Raw genomic sequence first — 18962 nt, 5'->3', positions numbered from 1 at the left:
TCGCTGAGAGTGGACGCCCCTAGCGGCGGTCCGCACGTCTTGCAACCCTCTCGTCACAAAATTACGGACCGCCACGGGATTTTGGCCCGGGTTCAGGGCTTGTCGGCTTCCCACCAATAAGGGGTGCGCTTGCGCGAGCCTGTCCCGACCTCGTTGAGCGTCAGCGGATCATAGAGTCGGCCGCCAAGCATCACGCGGTGAATTTGCTCGGTATTGCGGATGTTTTCGGTGGGATCGGCGTCGAGGATCAAAAGATCGGCGAGCTTGCCGGCTTCGAGCGAGCCGACATCCTTTGCATAGCCGAGCGATTGCGCGGGCATGATCGTCGCGGCGCGCAGCGCGTCGATATTGCTCCAGCCGCCGCGAACGAAGGACCATATTTCCCAATGCGCGCCGAGCCCGGCCTGCTGTCCGTGGGCACCGATCGAGACGTTGCGTCCGGCCGCCGCGATCTTTCCGGCCTCACGTGCAGCATCGTCGTCGACATAATCGCCCTCGGGCGCGATCACGCGGCGCTTGTTGTTGGCAACCAGTTCCGCCGGCGGCGCGTGCCGCGACAGGATCGGATGCTCCCAGACATTGGTATGCGCGCGCCAATAGGGGTCGCCCGCAAGCCCGCCGAAAGTGACGACCAACGTCGGGGTATAATCGACCGTCGTCTGGCCCCAGAGCTGGACCAGATCCTTGTAGAAGATGTGCAGGGGCACATTGTGCTCGACGGTCGAATTGCCGTCCTGGATCAGCGTGACGTCCTGGGTGAAGAGCGAGCCGCCCTCGGGCACGACCTCCATCCCTTCGGCCTGCGCCGCCTTTACGACCATCTGGCGCTGTTCGCGGCGCGGCTGGTTGTAATTCTTGACGCTGTACGCCCCCTGCGCCTTCAGGCGGCGGACATGCGCGAGTGCATCCTCGTAACTGTTGATCTCGGCATAGACGCCTGCGGCCTTCGCGCCATAGATGACTTCACCCGTCGAGAATATGCGCGGCGCGAGGATCACGCCGGCACGTTGCATTTCGGACGAGACGAAGATTTCGGAAGAGCGCGACGAGGGGTTGTGGCTGGTCGTCGTACCCATCGCGAGGTTGGCCATTTCGGACCAGTTCTGCTGCGGGACCAGTTCGTCGTCGCCGTGCGGGCCGTGCGCATGGCCGTCGATGAAGCCGGGGACGATGGTCTTGCCCGTCGTATCGACCGTGACCGCGCCAGCGGGAACGGTGATCGCTCCGGCGGGGCCAACCGCGGTGATCCGGTCGCCGTCGATCACGATCGCACCATTTTCGATGATGCCGCCGTCCTTGTCGGCCATCGTCACGATCTTCGCGCCGGTAAGGACGACAATGCCCTTATGCTTCGATGCGGTCTGCGTCATCGCCAGCGACACGCCCTCGGTCGGCGGCGTGAATTTGGGCGCCTTGTCGTCGGTCGGCGCGTTCGCGAAGAAGCTGCCGAGATCGGCGCTGAACAGCGTCGGGCCGCGGCTCCAGTGCAGGCGGCTGCCGCCATTCGACCAATGAATGAAGTCGGCGCCGCCGTTGCTGGCGCGCGTCACCGGAAGCGCGCCGCTCTTCGTACCGAGCGTCACATCCTGACCGCCGGGCATCAGCGGGGTGACATAGGCATCGTAATTCTGCCGGAACGCCAGCGTGCGGCCATCGGGCGAAATCTCGTAATCGCTGACGAGTTCGCCATTTGCATGAACGCGCTTGTCCTGTCCGTGGAGGTCGGTGCTGACGAGCTGGCTCTTGCCGTCGGCGGCCGTGACCATGAAGATACGATCGTTGTCGACCCCGAATTGCGGCTTTGCGCCATTCTCCGCCACGCGTTCGGGCGCCCCGCCGGTCGCGGCGACGCGGTAAATGCCCGGGTTTTCGCCCCAGCGTTCCGAACGCAGTCCGCCGCCGGCGCGCCGTTCGAACGCGATCGTCTTGCCGTCGGGCGAGAAGCGCGGCTCGGCATAATGGCCGGGCGTAGTCGTCACCTTGCGCGAGCCGCCGCCGCCCGCGCCGATGACATGGACTTCGCCGAGGTTGGCGTCGGTCCAGCGAACGAAGGTGAGCGAACGGCCGTCGCGCGACCAGCTCGGCCAGAGTTCAAAGGCGTCGTCCTTCGCGGTCGTCAGGCGGCGGGCTGTGCCGCCCGTCGCGGGTTTCACCCAGAGTTTCCCGAGCGTTTCGAACACGACGGTGCGGCCGTCGGGCGACACTTCGGCCCAGCGCGGCATTTTCGTCGTGAAGCTGTCGGGCGCGACGTCGATTGTCGGATGCACTGAATCGACGATGACGCGGTCGTCGTCGATGCTGAACGGGATCACGCGCGCGTCGCCGCCATCGGCGCTGACGCGGCGCAGCTTGCCCCCGGCCCAGAACACGACATCCTTGCTGTCGGGGGTCCAGTCCATGTTGGGATAGACGCCGGTCACCGCCCAGGTTTCCTGCACATCCTGGTCGAGCGCATCATAGATTTTGCGCTCGGCCCCCGAGGCCAGATCCTTCACATAGAGTTTCGATTGCGCGCCCTCGCGGCGGACGAAGGCGAGGCGCTTGCCGTCGGGTGAGGGGGACGGGCGCACCGCACCGCCCGCGCCGCCGGCGATGGTCGTGACCTCGCCATTGTCGAGGTCATAGCGTTCGATGTGGAACAGGTCGGTATTGCTGTCCTGCGCATATTCGAAGATCGGGCCCGGCGTGACGTTGCGCGTGTAATAGACGCCCTTGCCGTCGGGCGCGAAGGTCGGTTCGCCAAGTTCCTTTTGATGCCGTTCATTGGGCTTCTTGACCAGCAGAACGCCGGCGCCGCCCGACACATGGTACATCCAGACTTCGCCGGTGCCGAGCGAGCGACCGGTCGTGAAATGCTTTTTGGCGACGATGAACTGCCCGTCGGGCGACCAGCTAGGCTGGTTGAGCAGGCGGAAATCTTCCTTCGAGATCTGGCGCTTGTCGCTGCCGTCGCGGTTCATCAGCCAGATATTGTCGCCGCCCGCGCGGTCCGAGACAAAGGCGATGCGCTTGCCGTCGGGCGAGAAGCGCGGCTGATGCTCATAGGCGAGGCCCTCGGCGATCCGCGTCGGCGTCCCGCCCTCGATCGGCATCGTGTAGATGTCACCGAGCAGGTCGAAAGCGATCGTACGGCCATCGGGCGCGACGTCGACATTCATCCAGCTGCCTTCTTCCACCGCAATCCGGGCCTTGCGGGTCGTCAGTCCCGGGGGGGCATTGACGTCCCATTTATCGGCCTTGGCGTCGGCTGCGGGAGCCGACGGCGCGGTTTGCGCCCAAACCGAGGTCGAACAAGCCAAAGTCGCCGCGAGAGCGAGAGCGAAGCGCGTCATGAAATTTCCCCTGTTGCAATTTCGTATACCATATGGCGCCGACGCGAACATGCAAGCGACAGGTTTCGACGAAGAACTGGCAGCGTCGACGAGCGGCTGCTAGCCAGGTCGAAAGAGATAAAAGGGAGAGCAAGGCGTGCCGCTAACAGGGATCAGGGTACTCGACTTCGGCCGCTATATTGCCGGCCCCTATTGTGCGGCCCTGCTCGCCGATTATGGCGCCGACGTCATTCGCATCGAGGCACCCGGGGGCAATGACGACCGCTATACGGTGCCCGTTGCCGAGGATGGTTCGGGTGCGATGTTCATGCAGATGAACCGTGCGAAGCGCTGCCTGACGCTGAAACCCGGAAGCGCGGAGGGGCGCGAGATCGTCCGGCGTTTGGTCGAGACCGCCGATGTGGTGATCGCCAACCTGCCGCACGACGCGCTGGTCAAACTCGGGCTCGATTACGATAGCCTTTCCGCGATCAACCCGCGGATCATCCTCGCGACCGCGTCGGCGTTCGGCAGCGAAGGGCCGCTCGCGAGCGATGTCGGATTCGATGCGGTGGGGCAGGCGATGTCGGGGACGGTTCACCTGACCGGGATGCCCGACCAGCCGCATCGTGCGCAGGTCAATTATGTCGATTTCGGGACCGCACTCCATTGCGCCTTCGGCGTGATGCTCGCGCTGCGCGAGCGCGAGACGACGGGGAAGGGGCAATGCGTGTCGGGGTCGCTGCTCGGCACGGCGCTTGCCATGTCGAACGCGCTGACGATCGATCATGCGCTGAACGGTATCGACCGCCAGCCGATCGGCAACCGCAGCTTCAGTTCCGGACCGACAGACCTGTTCCGCACGCGCGACGGATGGATTGTCACCCAGATCGTCGGGTCCGGGATCTTCGCGCGCTGGGCCGAACTCGTCGGCCGTCCCGACCTCGTCGACGATCCGCTCTACGCGAGCGACATCTTGCGCGGCGACAATGGCGCCGAGCTGAGTGCGATCATGCAGCGCTGGTGTGTCGAACGGACGAGCGCCGAGGTGATCGCCGCGATGGGGGAGGCGCGCGTTCCCGCCGCGCCGGTGCTGTCGGCCGGCGAGGCGCTGGCGCAGCCGCAAGTCGCGGCGATGGGGCTGGTCGAGCCGGTCGATTATCCGGGCGCCAATGCTGCGGTTCCTGTGATCCGCGCCCCGATCCGCCTGTCCGGCAGCGCCAAGGTCGACCCGCAGCGCGCCCCGCAGGTCGGCGAACATGGCGACGCGATTCTTGCCGAGATCGGATATGACGCCGAAGCCATTTCGGCTTTGCGCGCCGCAAATATTATTTGATCCCGGAAGGGTGGACAAACGGCCATCGGCAATTAAATTACCGGTCAGTACAAAAATCAGCCCAGGAGTTCTCCATGACCGACAACAGCGAATATGTGCCGCCGAAAATCTGGACCTGGGACAAGGAAAGCGGCGGTCGTTTCGCCAATATCAACCGCCCGATCGCGGGACCGACGCACGACAAGGATCTGCCGATCGGCAAACATCCGCTCCAGCTCTATTCGCTCGGCACGCCCAATGGGGTGAAGGTCACGGTGATGCTCGAGGAACTGCTCGCGGCGGGCCACAGCGGCGCCGAATATGATGCCTGGTTGATCAATATCGGCGAAGGCGACCAGTTTTCGAGCGGATATGTCGCGGCCAATCCGAACAGCAAGATTCCCGTGCTCGTCGATCGCAGCGGTGCTCAGCCGATCCGTATCTTCGAATCGGGGGCGATACTGATCCATCTCGCGGAGAAATTCGGCGCCTTCCTGCCGACCGAAACCGCGAAGCGCGCCGAGGCGCTGTCGTGGCTGATGTGGCAGATGGGTAGCGCACCCTTCCTCGGCGGGGGGTTTGGCCACTTCTATGCCTATGCCCCGACGAAGCAGGAATATCCGATCAATCGCTATGCGATGGAGGTGAAGCGCCAGATGGACGTTCTGGACCGTCGCCTTGCGGAGAGCGAATATATCGCCGGCGCCGATTACACGATCGCCGATATGGCGATCTGGCCTTGGTATGGCGCGCTTGCCAAGGGACTAGTCTATGATGCCGGCGAATTCCTGCAGGTCGATGAGTATAAGAATGTCCAGCGCTGGACCGACCAGATCGCGACGCGTCCCGCGGTCAAGCGGGGGCGAATGGTCAACCGCGTGACCGGCGATCCGGCGAGTCAGCTGCGCGAACGGCACGACGCCTCGGACTTCGAATTGCGCACGCAGGACAAGCTGCAGGACGCGGAATGATACGAAATTTGCAGAGCCGCGCGATGGCGCGGCCTTAGCGATTTCGCAATCATAACCGGATTGCGGGCGGGCGGGATAACGGGCCTGCAAGGAATTGCTGCAAAATACAGAAAAACGGCGTCGGGCATTCTCGACGCCGTTTTCATTTGCGGCCGGCATCCTCGCCGGCATGACAGGCTTCATCCATTTCTCGCGGCATCTGCTCTTGCGGCGTTTGCAAGGGCTGGCACTTACCCTGGCGCGCGAGGAGCGCGGCGCCGCCATCGTCGAAATGGCGCCGGTGCTGCCGCTGCTCCTCGCGTTGCTGATGGGCGTTCTCGTTTATGGCCAATATTTCATGCTGGCGCACAGCGTACAGCAGGCCGCGAATGACGGCGCCCGCGCATCGATCATCGGCCTCGACGCCGCCGACCGCAGCGCGGTCGCTTCGCGCGCGGTGGGACGCAGCCTGCAGGCCGTGCGGGGCACGCATAGCGTCGCTGTGTCCGAAACGGCCGAGGCTATTACCGTTGCGGTCACCTTCACGGCGCCGCAGGGCAGTCTCCTGCAATCGAGTCTCGTGCCTTCGCCGGATAGCGTAATCCGCGCCCGCGCGACGTTCGAATTGCCGGTGGATTGAAGATGGCGATCCTGTCCGCCCTTCGCCGTCTGGCCCGTCATCGGGGTGCGGGCGTCAGCATCACGGCGGCGTTCGCGATGACGATGCTGATCGGTTCGGCGGCCTTCGCGGTTGACCTCGGATCGCTCTACCTCGACCGCCGGAAGTTGCAGGGTATCGCCGATGCGGCGGCGCTCGCCGCGGCGGGGCGGCCCGGCGAGGAGCAGGCGGCGGCTGCGCGCATCATTGCCGCCAATTGCGACTGCGATATCCATATCGCGGCGATCACGCCCGGCACCTACACGGCCGATGCGGCGGTTCAGGCCGAGCAGCGCTTTGCGGGCGGCGGTGCGTCGCCCAATGCGGTCCGCATCACGCTGACACGCGACCGGCCCTTGTTCTTCGGCAGCTTTCTGACGGGGCGGCAGGACAGCATCATTCGGGCGACCGCAACCGGCGCGCGGCGCGGCTATGCCGCTTTCTCGCTCGGATCGCGCGTCGCGGCGCTGAACGGCGGCCTGCCCAACGCCTTGCTGTCGGGGCTGACAGGCAGCCAGGTCAATCTTTCGGTGATGGACTATAATGCGCTCGCCAGCACCGATATCGACCTGCTCGCCTTTTCGGACGCGCTGCGAACCGAACTCGACGCCGATGTGCTGACCTTTGGCCAGACGCTCGATGCGCAGGCGACGTTGCCGCAGGTGATTTCCGCGCTGGCGGCCGCGTCCGACGGGCAGGCGGCCAATGCGCTCGACCATATCGCCGATCGCGCGCTTCCGCGGACGCTTTTTCCGTCGCGCGCTATCGACCTTGGGCCGCGATCGTCGAGCATTCGCGTCGATGCCGCCAACCCGGTAAAGGTCAACGCGCTCAGCCTGCTGCGCGCGATGCTGCTGCTCGGCAATGCGAACCGGCAGGTCGATCTGTCGCTCGCCAGCAGCCTGCCCGGCGGGTCGGGGATCAATATCGCGTTGCTGGTTGGCGAACCACCGGTGGATTCCCCTCTCATCGCGCTGACCGATACCAATGACGTCATTGTCCGTACCGCGCAGGTGCGGCTGAAAATCGATACACGGGTGACGACGCCGCTTGCCAGCGTACAGATTCCCTTGCTGGCCGAACTCGGGTCCGCGTCGGCCCGGATAACCGACATCGATTGTCGGCCCCACAGCGGGGCGGCGGTGTCGCTTGGCGTCGTCACATCGCCCGCGATGGTCGCGATCGGGACGGTCCCCGACAGCGATTTTCAGGATATGAAGCGTCGGCTCGATCCGAAGCCCGCGCGCGTCCTGAAATTACCGCTCGTCGGGATCGACGCGCAGGCCGAACTCGTCCTGTCCGACCTTAACGAAAGGCAAGTCGCCTTTTCGCGCGGCGATATCGATGCGGGGCAGGTAAAGACGGTATCGAGCACAGGGCTTGTTGCGGGGGCGGCGAAATCGCTGTCGGATCGTATGGAACTCGACGCGCATGTCCTCGGGCTTGTCCTCAACCTGAAAGCGCTGACGACGGTCGTCGGCGACACCGTGGCGCTCGCCGCGCCGGTCCTCGACACGGTGCTGTCGGATCTGACGGGCCTGCTCGGGCTCCACGTCGGGCAGGCCGATACGCGGGTCAATGCGCTGCGCTGCGGGAAGGCGCGACTGGTCTGACCGCTCGCGGAGTGGCGCCGTTCCGGACAGGATCCGCCGCCGATTGGTCCCTTCCAGACCGAAAGCCGGCCGATGCCGCGCTATGAGGGACGGGGAGTTGACCGGTTCGGGGGAAGATGATGGCGAGAACACAGGAGCCGCAGCGCGTATCGGCGGCCGATTTCATCCGCGGCTTTGCCAATTGGCGGATGCAATCGGCCCGCAAGCCCGTTTTCGTCACGCATCATGGCAAGGATGCCCATGTGCTGATCTCGCTCGACGATTATCGTCGCCTGGACGGAGAACGGAGCGCGATAGCACCGGCGGACAGGTTGGAGCATTCGCTGGCGCAACTCGTCCAGTGGGTGCCGGACGGCATCATCGTCATCGACCGGCAATGGGGCATCCTGTCCGTCAACCCCGCCGCTGCCGACATGCTCGAACGATCCGCGGCCGGATTGATCGGTGAACATCTCATCTCGGCGGTATCGCAGCTCGGCGACAGTCTCCTCTTGCCGCGGATCGTCCGCCTGATCGATCACCGCGAGCGTTTTTCGGGCGATGTCCCGGGCATCCTGCGCCCGCGGCAATGGCTCCATATCGACCTCATTCCCTTGCCGGTCGGCGGCGCGATCCTGTTGCGCGACGTCAGCGGCATGATGGAGGAAATGGCGGCAAGCGAGACGAAGCAGGCGCTCGCGACCGCGATCGACGCCCACGGTAGTATAGCGCATGCCCAACTGTCGGTACGCGAGGCGATCGAAGCGGCAAACGACGGCCTGACGAAGATGGTCGGTGTCGACGCCGCCGCGATCCGGCGTGTTCGCTTTACCGCGTTGCTAGTCGCCAGCCAGCGTGCTGCATTTTCGGATGCGCTCGAAACGGTTTTCCGCAGCGGGGAGCCGGCGTGCATCGCCTCGCAGATCGTGACCCGCGAGGGCGTGGCGCTCGATGTCACCCTCTCGATTGCCGAGGTGCGGGGGCCCTATGCGAGCGACGGCGCGGTCGTGCTCGTTACGCCCCGCAGCGGCTAGAAGCGGCCTTTCACTCCCTTTCCACTCCCGCTGGACAAGCTGTGTCGATGCGCGCATTCATCGGCAAGGAAGGTTGCAAGCAGCAACTTGCCGTTTACGTAAAGGTGAGCGCTCAGTATAAGTGCGCCATTGCCCAATGGGAGATTCGTGATGGACATGGAATTCAGCCCCGAAGATCTCGCCTTCCAGCAGGAAGTGCGCGACTTCATCGCCGAAAATTACCCCGCCGAGCTGCGCGACAAGCAGGATGAGGGCGAGGAGATGTCCAAGGAGGATTTCCTCGTCTGGCATAAGATCCTGCACAAAAAGGGCTGGATCGCGCCCGCATGGCCGGTCGAATATGGCGGCACCGGCTGGACCCCGACGCAGCGTTTCATCTGGTCGGAAGAGACCGCGCGCGCCGACTGCATCCGCCTGATGCCCTTCGGGCTCGCGATGGTCGGCCCCGTCATCTACACCTTCGGTACGCCCGAGCAGAAGGCCTATTTCCTCCCGCGCATCCTGTCGGGTGAGGATTGGTGGTGTCAGGGCTATTCGGAACCCGGTTCGGGCTCGGATCTCGCTTCGCTCCGCACCACAGCCGTCCGTGATGGCGACGATTATATCGTCAACGGCCAGAAGACGTGGACGACGCTGGCGCAGCATGCCGATTGGGGCTTCTTCCTCGTCCGCACCGACAAGGATGCGAAGCAGCAGGAAGGGATCAGCTTCCTTCTCATCGATATGAAGTCGCCCGGTATTACGGTGCGTCCGATCATCACGCTCGGCGGCGAGCATGAGGTCAACGAAGTGTGGCTGGAGGATGTGCGCGTGCCCGTCTCGCAGCGCGTCTATGAAGAGAATAAGGGCTGGACCTGCGCCAAGTTCCTGCTTGCGCACGAACGCACCGGCATTGCCGGGGTCGCTTCGTCCAAGCGCGGGATCGAGAAGGTGAAGGCGATCGCGCGCACCGAACTCGACGGCGACAAGCCGCTGATCGCCAACGCCTTCTTCAAGCGCAAGCTGGCTGACCTCGAGATCGACCTGACCGCGCTGGAGTTCACCGAACTGCGCAGCCTTGCGGGTCCGAACGCCGGACGCGGACCGGGGCCGGAATCGAGCCTGCTCAAGATCAAGGGGTCCGAAATCCAGCAGCGGCTGACCGAACTGACGCTCGAAGCCGTCGGCCATTATGGCGCGCCTTACTTCCGCGGTTTCGGCGAGGGCGACAACGAGCATCCGATCGGGCCCGATTACGCCCATCGCGCTGCGCCGACCTATTTCAACACGCGCAAGACGACGATCTATGGCGGATCGAACGAGATCCAGCGCAACATCATCGCGAAGATGGTGCTCGGCCTCTGAAAATTGACGTCATTCCAGCGCAGGCCGGAATCTCAACGCATCGACTTTGAGACCCCGGTCTTCGCCGGGGTGACGGTGAAATTAGGGAATAGAAGAATGGATTTCACCTACACCGAAACGCAGGACATGATCCGCGACACGCTCGCCCGTTTTCTGGGCGACACCTATGATTTCGAAACCCGCCAGAAGTTCATCAATTCGGACAGCGGCCGCGATCCGGCGATCTGGACTGCACTGGCGCAGGAACTCGGCATGCTCGGCGCGGCCTTTGCCGAGGATCATGGCGGCCTCGGCGGCGGCGCGCTCGAAAATGCGATTGTGATGGAAGAGCTTGGCAAGGTCATCGGGATCGAGCCCTATCTTCCGACCGTCGTCATTGCAGGCGGTGCGCTCAAAGCCGTCGGCGGCGCGCAGGCCGATGCGATGATCCCCGAGATCATCGCGGGCAACGCGATCATCGCCTTCGCCTATGCCGAACCGCAGGGCCGCTACGACCTTGCGAACCTGCGCACGACCGCGAAGAAGGATGGCGCGGGCTATGTTCTGAACGGCCACAAGGGTGTCGTCTATGCCGCACCGTGGGCGACGCACCTGCTCGTCACCGCGCGGACCGGCGGCAACCAGCGCGACCGCGACGGCGTGTCGCTGTTCCTGATCGACGCAAACCTGCCCGGCATCGTCCGCCGCGACTATCCGACCGTCGACGGCAGCCGCGCATCGGAAATCTATTTCGAGAATGTCGCGATTCCGGGCGATGCGCTGCTCGGAGGCGAGGGCGCTGCACTGCCGCTGATCGAACAGATCGTCGACGAAGCGACCGTCGCGGTGTGCGCCGAGGCGACCGGCGTGATGCAGAAGCTGCACGAAGGTACGCTGGAATATACGCAGCAGCGCAAACAGTTCGGCGTGCCGATCGCGAAGTTCCAGGTGCTGCAGCACCGGATGGTCGACATGTTCATGGAAGTCGAACAGGCACGCTCGATGACGATCATGGGCACGCTGAAGCTGGGCCTGCCTGCGAACGAACGCATGGCGGCGGTGTCGGCCGCGAAGGCAAAGGTCGGGCGCGGCGCCAATTTCGTCGGGCAGAATGCGATCCAGACGCACGGCGGCATCGGCATCACGCAGGAACTGGCGATCGGTCATTATTTCAAGCGATCGACGATGATCGAAGGCCAGTTTGGCAGCGTCGATCATCATATGGACCGGTACGAGCGGATCGCGCTGGCCGATTGATTTCGCGAACGCCGTCGGCGCTCGTCTCAATAGGCGACGTCGACGGCGATCCGGATCGTGCGGGGGCGCAGCGGCGTGAGGAAGCCCTCGTTCCCCTCGACGAAGGGCGTGCCGAGCGAAAAGCGGTTGCCGCGAGAGTCGAATAGGTTGGTGAGCGTCAACGACAGGCCGCGGCGTGCGTTGCCGACGCGCATCGCAAGGCCGGTGTCGATATAATCGCCCTGGCTTTCGCCCAATACCGGTCCGATGCCGAGCCGCGACGGGCCGATATAATTTGCCCAGCCGTTCACGCGGAAATCCTCGTCACCGATTACGGTGGCATAATTGACCGATCCACGCACCGCATGGCTCGCGACGTTGGGAATGCGGCCAAGACGCGCGGGCGCCATATCGAATACGGGCAGTATTTGTGGTGACAGATCGTCGACGCGGCTGTGGTTATAGACCGCGCCGAGTTCGAAGGTCAGTGCATTTGTCGGACGCATCGCGACCGCGCCCGACAGGCTGGTGATGCGTCCGTCGCCGATATTCGCTGTCGTCGGAAATCCTGTGCTGTCGATGAAATCGGCCTGGATATTGCGCCATCGGCTGTGCGAGATCGAAATGCTGGCGTCGAGCAGGCTCTGGCCTTTGTCGCCGAAGCGCATGCCCGCTTCCCAGGTGCGAACCTGGTCGTTGAGAAAGCGGCGGACGAAATTGCCATCGACGGCGAGGCCGCCCGGACGGAAGCCCTCCTGATAGCGCGCATAGAGGCGGACGTTACGCAAGGGCGTCGCGAGTAGCGAGAAGGACGGCAGCAGGTCGGTTTCGTTACGCGAGGCGGTCGTCGCGCGGTTCGCCTGCGCCAGCGCAAAGGACACACCCTCTGCAGCGCCGCCGAGCCTGGCGTGCGACAGGCGGACGCCGCCCGATGCGATCAGATCGGGCAGCACTTCCATAGTCGCCTCGGCATAGCCGGTGAATTCGGTGACCTTGTTGGTGACACCGGGAAGGACCGCGCGGAGCGGGCCATAGGCATATTCGCGGTCCTGCCGTGCCCGATTGTCGATGAAGCTCGCGCCGATGACCCAGCCCAGCCCGTTGTTGTAGGGCCGCGAGAGACGATTTTCGCTGACGAACATCCGCGTCGCATTATGCTGGTCGAGCACGCGCGGAACATTGTTCAGCGGGAAAACCTGAATCGGTGCGAACAGACGTTCGACGTCGACCGTGCCGACCGAAGGAGGCGCGGGCACGCCGCCATTGGACACATCGGTTCCCTGGCGCGCTTCGGGCAGGCTGGCGTCGAAGCGTTCGAACAGGCGGTGGTCGATATAGGCATTGGACGACTGGAAATGCAGGTCGTCCCAGTCCTTCATCACGACAATCGTGCCCATGCCGTAGCGCGCGGTCGCATTCTGTTCGACCATCGAATTGCGCGTCAGCGGCGGACCATTTTTGTCGGCATATTGGGCGTCATCGGACGTGATCGCCTGATACACGCCGCCCAGATCGATCGTCCAGTCGTTGCCGGCATCGAACCGGAAAGTGCCCCGCCCCCCGCGCACATGGACGCGATTGACATCGTTCTGCCCGCGCAGCGGATTGTCGATATACCCGCCGTCTGTGAGCATATAGCCGACGAGACGCAGCGCATGGCCCTTCTCGCTGACCGGGATATTCGCAATCGCGGCAATGTCGCCGCCGGGGTCGCCATGCTGGGTGACCGACAGGCCGGCGATCGCCTGCACCGTCATTTCGCGCGGGTCGGGGGCTTTCGGCACGACGCGGATGATCCCGCCGAGCGATCCGGCGCCGTAAAGCGTCCCCTGCGGTCCTTCGAGGATTTCGACATTGTCGATATCATAGAGGCGGAGGTCCGGATCGGGCGCGTTATAGCTGAGCCGGATATCGCCGAGATGCTGCCCGACGGTCGATTGCGTGGGTCCGGTGAAGCTCGAATCGGCGATACCGCGAATGAACAGCTTGTTGCGCCCAGACCCAAGATGAGTCGAGGATACGGTCGCGGTGCGCGACAGGATCGAATCCATCCCGCGCTCGCCGCCAAACGCCAAATCGCCGCCATCCAATTGGGTGACGACGCCCGCGAAGTGCGTAAGGGGAAGGTCGGCTTTCGACGCGGTGACGATGATTTCGTCCGCCGCCGCCGCGATCATGTCCCGGGAAGGTTCGCGTGCGCGCGGTTGCGGCGCTTGCCGCGGAGCGGGAGCGGCCCTAGCGACGCGAACCGGGCGACGTTCGATGCGCCAGCTCGTTGCGCTGACGCGGACGGCGCGCGCGTCGGAGCCGTCGAGCAGGCGCTGGATCGCTTTTTCGACGCTCATCCGTCCGCGCACCGGTTTGATACGGGCCTGCCACAGCTTTGCATCGGCGACGCTGATACTGACGCCGCCCTGTCGGCTGATCACCGGAAGGGCGGTCGACAGGCTTCCCCTGGGAACATCGAACGCGCGTTCCTCCGCCGCCAGCGCCTGCGCGGGCAGGCACAGCGCAATCGCTGCGGTGGCAAAGGAAAGGCGCGGGTGCATCGTCAGCGGGTCAATATCCAGCCTTCGCCCTGCCGCTCGGCGCGCGTACCCGACAGGGCGGCGAGGTCGGCGATCGTGCGGTTCCGGTTCTTGTCGATGATCAGCGCGCCGCGGAACGACAGATCGCTTGCCTGGGGCGCGATACTGACCTGCATACCGGCTGTCCGTTTCAGATCTTCGGCCACAATGGCGAGCGGGGTGCCGTTATAGACGAGCAAGCCGCTGCGCCACCCGCCGACGCCAGCGACGTCGACATCCTGAACGACCGGTGGTTTGCGATCGCCGTCGCGTACTTCGATGCCCTTGCCGGCGACGAGGCGAACCTTTTCGCGATCGGGGTTGTAGAGGACGATGCCTTCGGACACCGCAACCGACGTCTGGCGGTCGCGGCGCACGACGTTGAAGGCGGTGCCGAGGTCGACGATCTTTGCGTCACCCGTCTCGACCACGAACGGGGCATCGTCGCGGTGCACGACATGGAACATCGCTTCGCCCGATTCCAGCCGGGCAAAGCGCGGGCGATCTTCGTCGATCTCGATCACCGAGGCACCATTGATCTCGATCTTCGAACCGTCGGAGAGCGCGATCGTGCGGTGCTCGCCCGCCTCGGTCCTGATCCGACCGTCGTTTCCGAACAGGCCGAGGCTCGACAGGCTGATCGCGCCGACCAGCGCTGCGGCCATCGCGCCGCCGAACCATGCCCGCCGCGATGGGCGACGCGGCGTGTCTGCTATGATCACCACCGACGGCTTGGGTCCAGCGGACAGGGCGTCCAGATCGTGATCGAGGCTGGCAACCGCATCATAGATCGCATTATGTTCGGGATTCTCGGCCAGCCAGTCGGCAAAACCATCCCAGTCGTCGAAAGCGGGGTCGCGCTGGCGGATCAGCCAGTCGATTGCGTGCGCTTCGGCGTTCGCCATATCAGCTTGCATCGAACTGCCTCCGTATCGCGGCGAGCGTTGCGTAGACCTTGCGCAGATCGGCTTCGACGGTGCTCAGGCTGACCCCCATTTCGCTGGCTATATCGCGCTGGTTCTGGCCGTCGACGCGGAACCGGCGGAAGATGCGCGCGGGCCGCTCGCCGGTCGCCGCGATCGCCGTTTCGACGAGCGCAAGCTGTTCGCGCGAGATCAGCGAGGTTTCGGTCGAGGGGCTTTGCGTTGCCGAGGCTTCGCCCCACGCCTTGTCACGCAGTTCGCTCTGGCGCGCCGACCGGTACCGATCGAGCATCAGATTGTTCGCCGCGCGCATGATATAGGGCAGGGGCTCGGCGATCGGACCGGTCTTTCGGTCGGTCAGCCGCATCCACAGATCCTGGAACAGATCCTCTGCGCCGTCACCGGCACCGCGTGCTTCCAGAAAGCGGACGATCCGTTCCCGGTTGGCGAGCAATACGCCTTCGATGCCCTGGACGGCGTCGTTTTGGTCACGCGGCTCGGTCATGAAGGATTGCTTGCTTTGGAACGCCATCTTCTGTCGGTAAGCGCGACTTTGCCTTGCGCCATACGTCCCCCTGATGACGGTGTCATATAGCGCCCACGATCTGCGGCGCAACTGCGGTCGCTGAATGGAGAGGGCGGACTGTACAAGCATCTGTTTCTTTGTTTCTTTATCCCAAGGCAAGGGGGAAGCGTGGGTAGGGGTTACGCTTCCCCCTTGCGGGCGGGGCCGGCCGGGGGGCTAGAGGCCGACCCGCAGACTCGCACGGAACGCCCAGCCGATGTGGCTTTGCTGTTCTTCCGCGGACACTTCGCCGGCGACCTGAAAGGCCGAATTGCCGGCGATGCCACGGAACCGGCCGACCCAGCCGCTCGTGCGATCATCAGGAGTGAGAGTGAAGGGCGTGCCGTCCTTGAACGACGCGGTCGTCGCGCCCAGCGTGCCGCTGACGATCTGGCGGCGGCCACCTTCGAGTTCGAAGCGCGTCCAGCCGTCATATTCGTCGGCACCGCCGAAATCGAGGCCGATGGCGACCGTGCCCGACACGGCGAGTTCGTCGCTGTCGCGGCTCAGCACCTTAAGGTCGAGCGCGGCGCCGCCGCCGGTTTCCTGATAGCCGTCTTCCTTCAGCTTGAAGTAGTCGACCGCCACCATCGGGCGGAAGCTCAGGCCACCGACGCGCGTGTCATAGGCGACCGAGCCCGACGCCGACCACAAGGTGCCGTCCCACTTGCCCTTCATCGTCTTTTCGATGTCCTCGGCGCCGGCTTCGGCGCGGAAGATACGCGTGCCCTTGAAGCTGATCGGCGCGCCCGAAACGCGGGCGTTCGCAAGGAAACCATCGGAGCGCAGGCGCCAGTGCAGCGCGCCTTCGAACTGGCTGGTGCTGACTTCATTGGCGTTGCTGCCGTTGCCGTCCTTGCCGCTGAGATAAGCGATCGAGCCACCGAAGTTACCGAGGTTGCTTTCGATTTCGGCGCCGGCCGAAATGCCCCAGCCGCTGACGTCATAGCTCGCGGTGTTGCCGACGCCCTTCGAGGTACCCCAGACGGCCTGGTTGACCCAATAACCCCATTTGCCCTCGTCCTGATAGGGCGCGTTCGGGTCTTGCAGGTAGCGCGACAGCGCGCGCGAACCCGAGGTGACGGTTTCGAAGACGCCGCCTTCATGTTCGGGGAGCATCTGGCCGAGCTGGTTGCGGAACTGATCGCCATCGGTGATGCCAAGGAAGACATTCTCGACCTTCTGGTCGGCGATCACGGCGTCGAGCACCGCGTCGAACGCACCGGCTTCGGAGCGGTTGAGCCCGAGTTCGGTCGTGCTCTTGCGCGACACGTCGACGATCAACTGCGTCGCGTTCGACGTCAGCGTACCCTTGTAGAGGAAGGGCAGCAGCGTCTGCGAGGCGGTCAGGTTGCTCGCACCGCTCAGCGAACCGGCGGTCAGCACGATATGCTTGCCCTCGGCCTTTTCGATGCTCGACAGCTTGAGCGCGAGTTTCGATTCGGCGCCAAAGCTGGCGTTGCCGCTAACCTGAAGATTGGTTCCGGTCGTGCCGGTGTCGAGCATCACACCGAGCGTGCCTTTGTCGGTGACGGCGAGCGACGAAATCGTCGCGGCGCCGCCGATGTCGAAGGTGCCGCCCGCGACCGAAACCGCCAGCCCCTGCGAATTGGCAAGCGTGCCGGAGAAGATCGACGTGCCGCCGATGCTCAGCGTATCCGTGCCGCCGCCGAAGTCGGCGAGGCCGGTGAACTTCGAGGTTCCAGCGAGCGTCATCGTGTCGTTTCCGGCGCCGAAGCGGGCGTTGCCTGCGTAGGTCGCATCGCCCGACAGGGCGAGCTTGTTGTTGCCGGCGCCGAAGAAGCTGTTGCCCTTCACCGAACCGTCGGCGATGTCGAACACGTCGTTGCCGCCGCCGAAGCGGACGTCGCCGACGATGCTGGGCGCGGCGATGCCCGAGGCAACCGCGGTCTGCTTGACTGTCGCGCCATTGTTGTTCGCCGACAGGTCGATCGCGATGTTGCGATCGGACGTGGCGAGCGCGCCGGTTGCGCTGATCGTGCCGCTGTTTTCGACCGTGCCGACCTTGCCCGACAGATCGACGATGGCGCGTGCCGTGCCGTTGTCGCCGCCGGTTTTGGCCGTGATCGAACCGCTGTTACGGATCAGCGGGACGTCGCCGCCCGCTTCGACCAGCACGGCCGTCGCGACCGCACCTGCGGCATTGCCGCCGGTCGTTGCTTCGATCTTGCCCGCGTTGCGGATTTCAGGGGTCGTCGCGCCGCTACCGATACGGATCGCGGTTGCGGCGGTGTCCTTCGACAGCGCGGTGACGCTGCCGGTAGAACCGATGCCGATGCCGCCCGCAATCGTGACCGCGCCGCCGAGGCCACCGATCTGGATCGCGTTGCCATCCTTGCCCGCATAAAGGCCGTTGCCGAGCACCGCGCCGTCGATGATGACGCCGAGCCCCGTGCCCGTGCCGGGTACCGCGCCGATGGTGACGGCACGGTCGGCCGAGCCGATGCGGATTGCCGCTGCCGAACCGAAGGAGCGCACGACGGCGTTTCCTTCCTTGTCGTCGTCGATGCCGTCTTTGTCCTCATCCTTGTCGTCGGGCTTGGTGTCCTTGGGTGCGACGGCGAGGATGATGCCGCCGGTGACATTGCCTTCGACCGACAGCGCGTTGCCGCCGATGAGCAGGTCGTCGGCGTCGAGCTTCGACGGGTCGGCGGGCGGCGTCGTGAAGCGATAGCCGGTCGAGGTAAGGTTACCCTGGACGACCAGCGATCCGGTAACGTTCCCGGTGAGCCGTGCGCCGATCGCGTCGACGCCCTGCACGCCGATCGTGCCCGCCAGACGGACATTGCCGGTGACATCCTGCAGGCCGACGCCCAGTGCGCGGTCGCCGATGACGTTGATGGTGCCATCGTTGGTGAAATTCCCCGTCAGCGGGCCGCCGAGCCGGATGCCGGCGGAATTATTGCCCTCGATCGAGATCGCGCCCGAGTTGACGATGTTGCCGGTGAAAGCTCCGGCGGTGGCGATGCCGACGCGGTTGCTGCCGATCGCGAAAGCACCGTCGAGGTCGCCGTCATTGTCGATGTCGGTCGGTGCATAGGTTTCGCCGATGGTGATCTTGCCGCTCGCGCTGTTGGTGATGCCGCCCGATGTGCCGGCGTTCGCCAGAATGCCCGTTGCGCCGTCGACGTTGCTGAACTCGATCGTGCCTTCGTTGACCACCTTGTGGTTGCTGTCGATGGTGACCGCGGGGCCTGTGACCGTCGGCTTGATCGAGCCGGCCGCAACGATCTTGATGTCGTCGGCCGCGCCCGACTTGATCGTCGACGTTCGCACCGGCGCCGTCGTGGCGGTGCTGATCGTCGTTTCGGCATAAGCGGCGGTCGAAAGAAGGGTGGCCAGGCAGGTGGAGGCCAGCAGAGTCTTGCGCATCGGGTTCCTCTTGTGATCGGGGGCCGGAATGTCTTCCCGGCGACAATCACAAGACGGAACGGTGTCGGCGCAGCCTTGGAAAAAAATGTACGGAA

Annotated in this window: 12 protein-coding genes; 7 read left to right on the top strand and 5 right to left on the bottom strand. The window is 64.5% G+C overall.

The features are described 5' to 3' along the window. Positions 1–92 precede the first annotated feature (92 nt). Positions 93–3332 (bottom strand): amidohydrolase family protein, encoded by a 3240-nt coding sequence (locus tag BLW56_RS15125; protein WP_093511482.1) that lies wholly within the window; start codon positions 3330–3332, stop codon positions 93–95. Between the two features lie 136 nt (positions 3333–3468). On the opposite strand from BLW56_RS15125, the gene BLW56_RS15120 reads away from it, so the two are divergent. The 7 genes from BLW56_RS15120 to BLW56_RS15090 all read left to right on the top strand — a co-directional run bounded on the left by BLW56_RS15120 (position 3469) and on the right by BLW56_RS15090 (position 11440). After that, positions 3469–4647, top strand: coding sequence for a CaiB/BaiF CoA transferase family protein (locus BLW56_RS15120; RefSeq protein WP_093511481.1), 1179 nt, complete (start codon positions 3469–3471; stop codon positions 4645–4647). A gap of 74 nt (positions 4648–4721) precedes the next feature. Then, positions 4722–5597, top strand: coding sequence for a glutathione-dependent disulfide-bond oxidoreductase (gene yghU, locus BLW56_RS15115; protein WP_093511480.1), 876 nt, complete (start codon positions 4722–4724; stop codon positions 5595–5597). A 169-nt stretch (positions 5598–5766) separates the two neighbouring features. After that, entirely contained in the window at positions 5767–6216 is a 450-nt protein-coding gene (locus tag BLW56_RS15110; RefSeq protein WP_093511637.1) for a TadE/TadG family type IV pilus assembly protein, read from the top strand. Positions 6217–6218: 2 nt separating this feature from the next. Then, positions 6219–7847 (top strand): TadG family pilus assembly protein, encoded by a 1629-nt coding sequence (locus tag BLW56_RS15105; protein WP_093511479.1) that lies wholly within the window; start codon positions 6219–6221, stop codon positions 7845–7847. A gap of 119 nt (positions 7848–7966) precedes the next feature. Further along, positions 7967–8860, top strand: a complete 894-nt coding sequence (locus tag BLW56_RS15100) for a PAS domain-containing protein (RefSeq protein ID WP_093511636.1) — start codon at positions 7967–7969, stop codon at positions 8858–8860. 150 nt (positions 8861–9010) lie between these two features. After that, entirely contained in the window at positions 9011–10204 is a 1194-nt protein-coding gene (locus tag BLW56_RS15095) for an acyl-CoA dehydrogenase family protein (RefSeq protein ID WP_093511478.1), read from the top strand. Positions 10205–10300: 96 nt separating this feature from the next. Then, the gene (locus BLW56_RS15090; protein WP_093511477.1) at positions 10301–11440 is read left to right on the top strand and encodes an acyl-CoA dehydrogenase family protein; all 1140 of its coding nucleotides are present in this window, start codon (positions 10301–10303) and stop codon (positions 11438–11440) included. A gap of 26 nt (positions 11441–11466) precedes the next feature. On the opposite strand, the gene BLW56_RS15085 is transcribed toward BLW56_RS15090, so the two are convergent. From BLW56_RS15085 to BLW56_RS15070, 4 genes are all read right to left on the bottom strand, one after another. Next, on the bottom strand, positions 11467–13968 hold the full coding sequence (locus BLW56_RS15085; protein ID WP_093511476.1) for a TonB-dependent receptor domain-containing protein: 2502 nt from the start codon (positions 13966–13968) through the stop codon (positions 11467–11469). 2 nt (positions 13969–13970) lie between these two features. After that, the gene (locus tag BLW56_RS15080) at positions 13971–14903 is read right to left on the bottom strand and encodes a FecR family protein (protein WP_093511475.1); all 933 of its coding nucleotides are present in this window, start codon (positions 14901–14903) and stop codon (positions 13971–13973) included. Next, on the bottom strand, positions 14893–15414 hold the full coding sequence (locus BLW56_RS15075; protein WP_093511635.1) for an RNA polymerase sigma factor: 522 nt from the start codon (positions 15412–15414) through the stop codon (positions 14893–14895). Before BLW56_RS15075 ends, BLW56_RS15080 begins: the two co-directional genes overlap by 11 nt. A gap of 237 nt (positions 15415–15651) precedes the next feature. Beyond that, positions 15652–18867 (bottom strand): autotransporter outer membrane beta-barrel domain-containing protein, encoded by a 3216-nt coding sequence (locus BLW56_RS15070; RefSeq protein ID WP_093511474.1) that lies wholly within the window; start codon positions 18865–18867, stop codon positions 15652–15654. Positions 18868–18962 lie beyond the last annotated feature (95 nt).

The sequence above is a fragment of the Sphingopyxis sp. YR583 genome, from assembly GCF_900108295.1.
Taxonomy (GTDB): domain Bacteria; phylum Pseudomonadota; class Alphaproteobacteria; order Sphingomonadales; family Sphingomonadaceae; genus Sphingopyxis.
This window is presented reverse-complemented; position numbering and strand designations above follow the sequence as displayed.

Bases quoted from the DNA above. Each gene is read 5' to 3' on its own strand.
- yghU (WP_093511480.1), top strand. From the start codon at position 4,722: ATGACCGACAACAGCGAATATGTGCCGCCGAAAATCTGGACCTGGGAC.
- BLW56_RS15095 (WP_093511478.1), top strand. From the start codon at position 9,011: ATGGACATGGAATTCAGCCCCGAAGATCTCGCCTTCCAGCAGGAAGTG.
- BLW56_RS15075 (WP_093511635.1), bottom strand. From the start codon at position 15,414: ATGACCGAGCCGCGTGACCAAAACGACGCCGTCCAGGGCATCGAAGGC.
- BLW56_RS15125 (WP_093511482.1), bottom strand. From the start codon at position 3,332: ATGACGCGCTTCGCTCTCGCTCTCGCGGCGACTTTGGCTTGTTCGACC.
- BLW56_RS15105 (WP_093511479.1), top strand. From the start codon at position 6,219: ATGGCGATCCTGTCCGCCCTTCGCCGTCTGGCCCGTCATCGGGGTGCG.
- BLW56_RS15085 (WP_093511476.1), bottom strand. From the start codon at position 13,968: ATGCACCCGCGCCTTTCCTTTGCCACCGCAGCGATTGCGCTGTGCCTG.
- BLW56_RS15080 (WP_093511475.1), bottom strand. From the start codon at position 14,903: ATGCAAGCTGATATGGCGAACGCCGAAGCGCACGCAATCGACTGGCTG.
- BLW56_RS15090 (WP_093511477.1), top strand. From the start codon at position 10,301: ATGGATTTCACCTACACCGAAACGCAGGACATGATCCGCGACACGCTC.
- BLW56_RS15100 (WP_093511636.1), top strand. From the start codon at position 7,967: ATGGCGAGAACACAGGAGCCGCAGCGCGTATCGGCGGCCGATTTCATC.
- BLW56_RS15070 (WP_093511474.1), bottom strand. From the start codon at position 18,867: ATGCGCAAGACTCTGCTGGCCTCCACCTGCCTGGCCACCCTTCTTTCG.
- BLW56_RS15110 (WP_093511637.1), top strand. From the start codon at position 5,767: ATGACAGGCTTCATCCATTTCTCGCGGCATCTGCTCTTGCGGCGTTTG.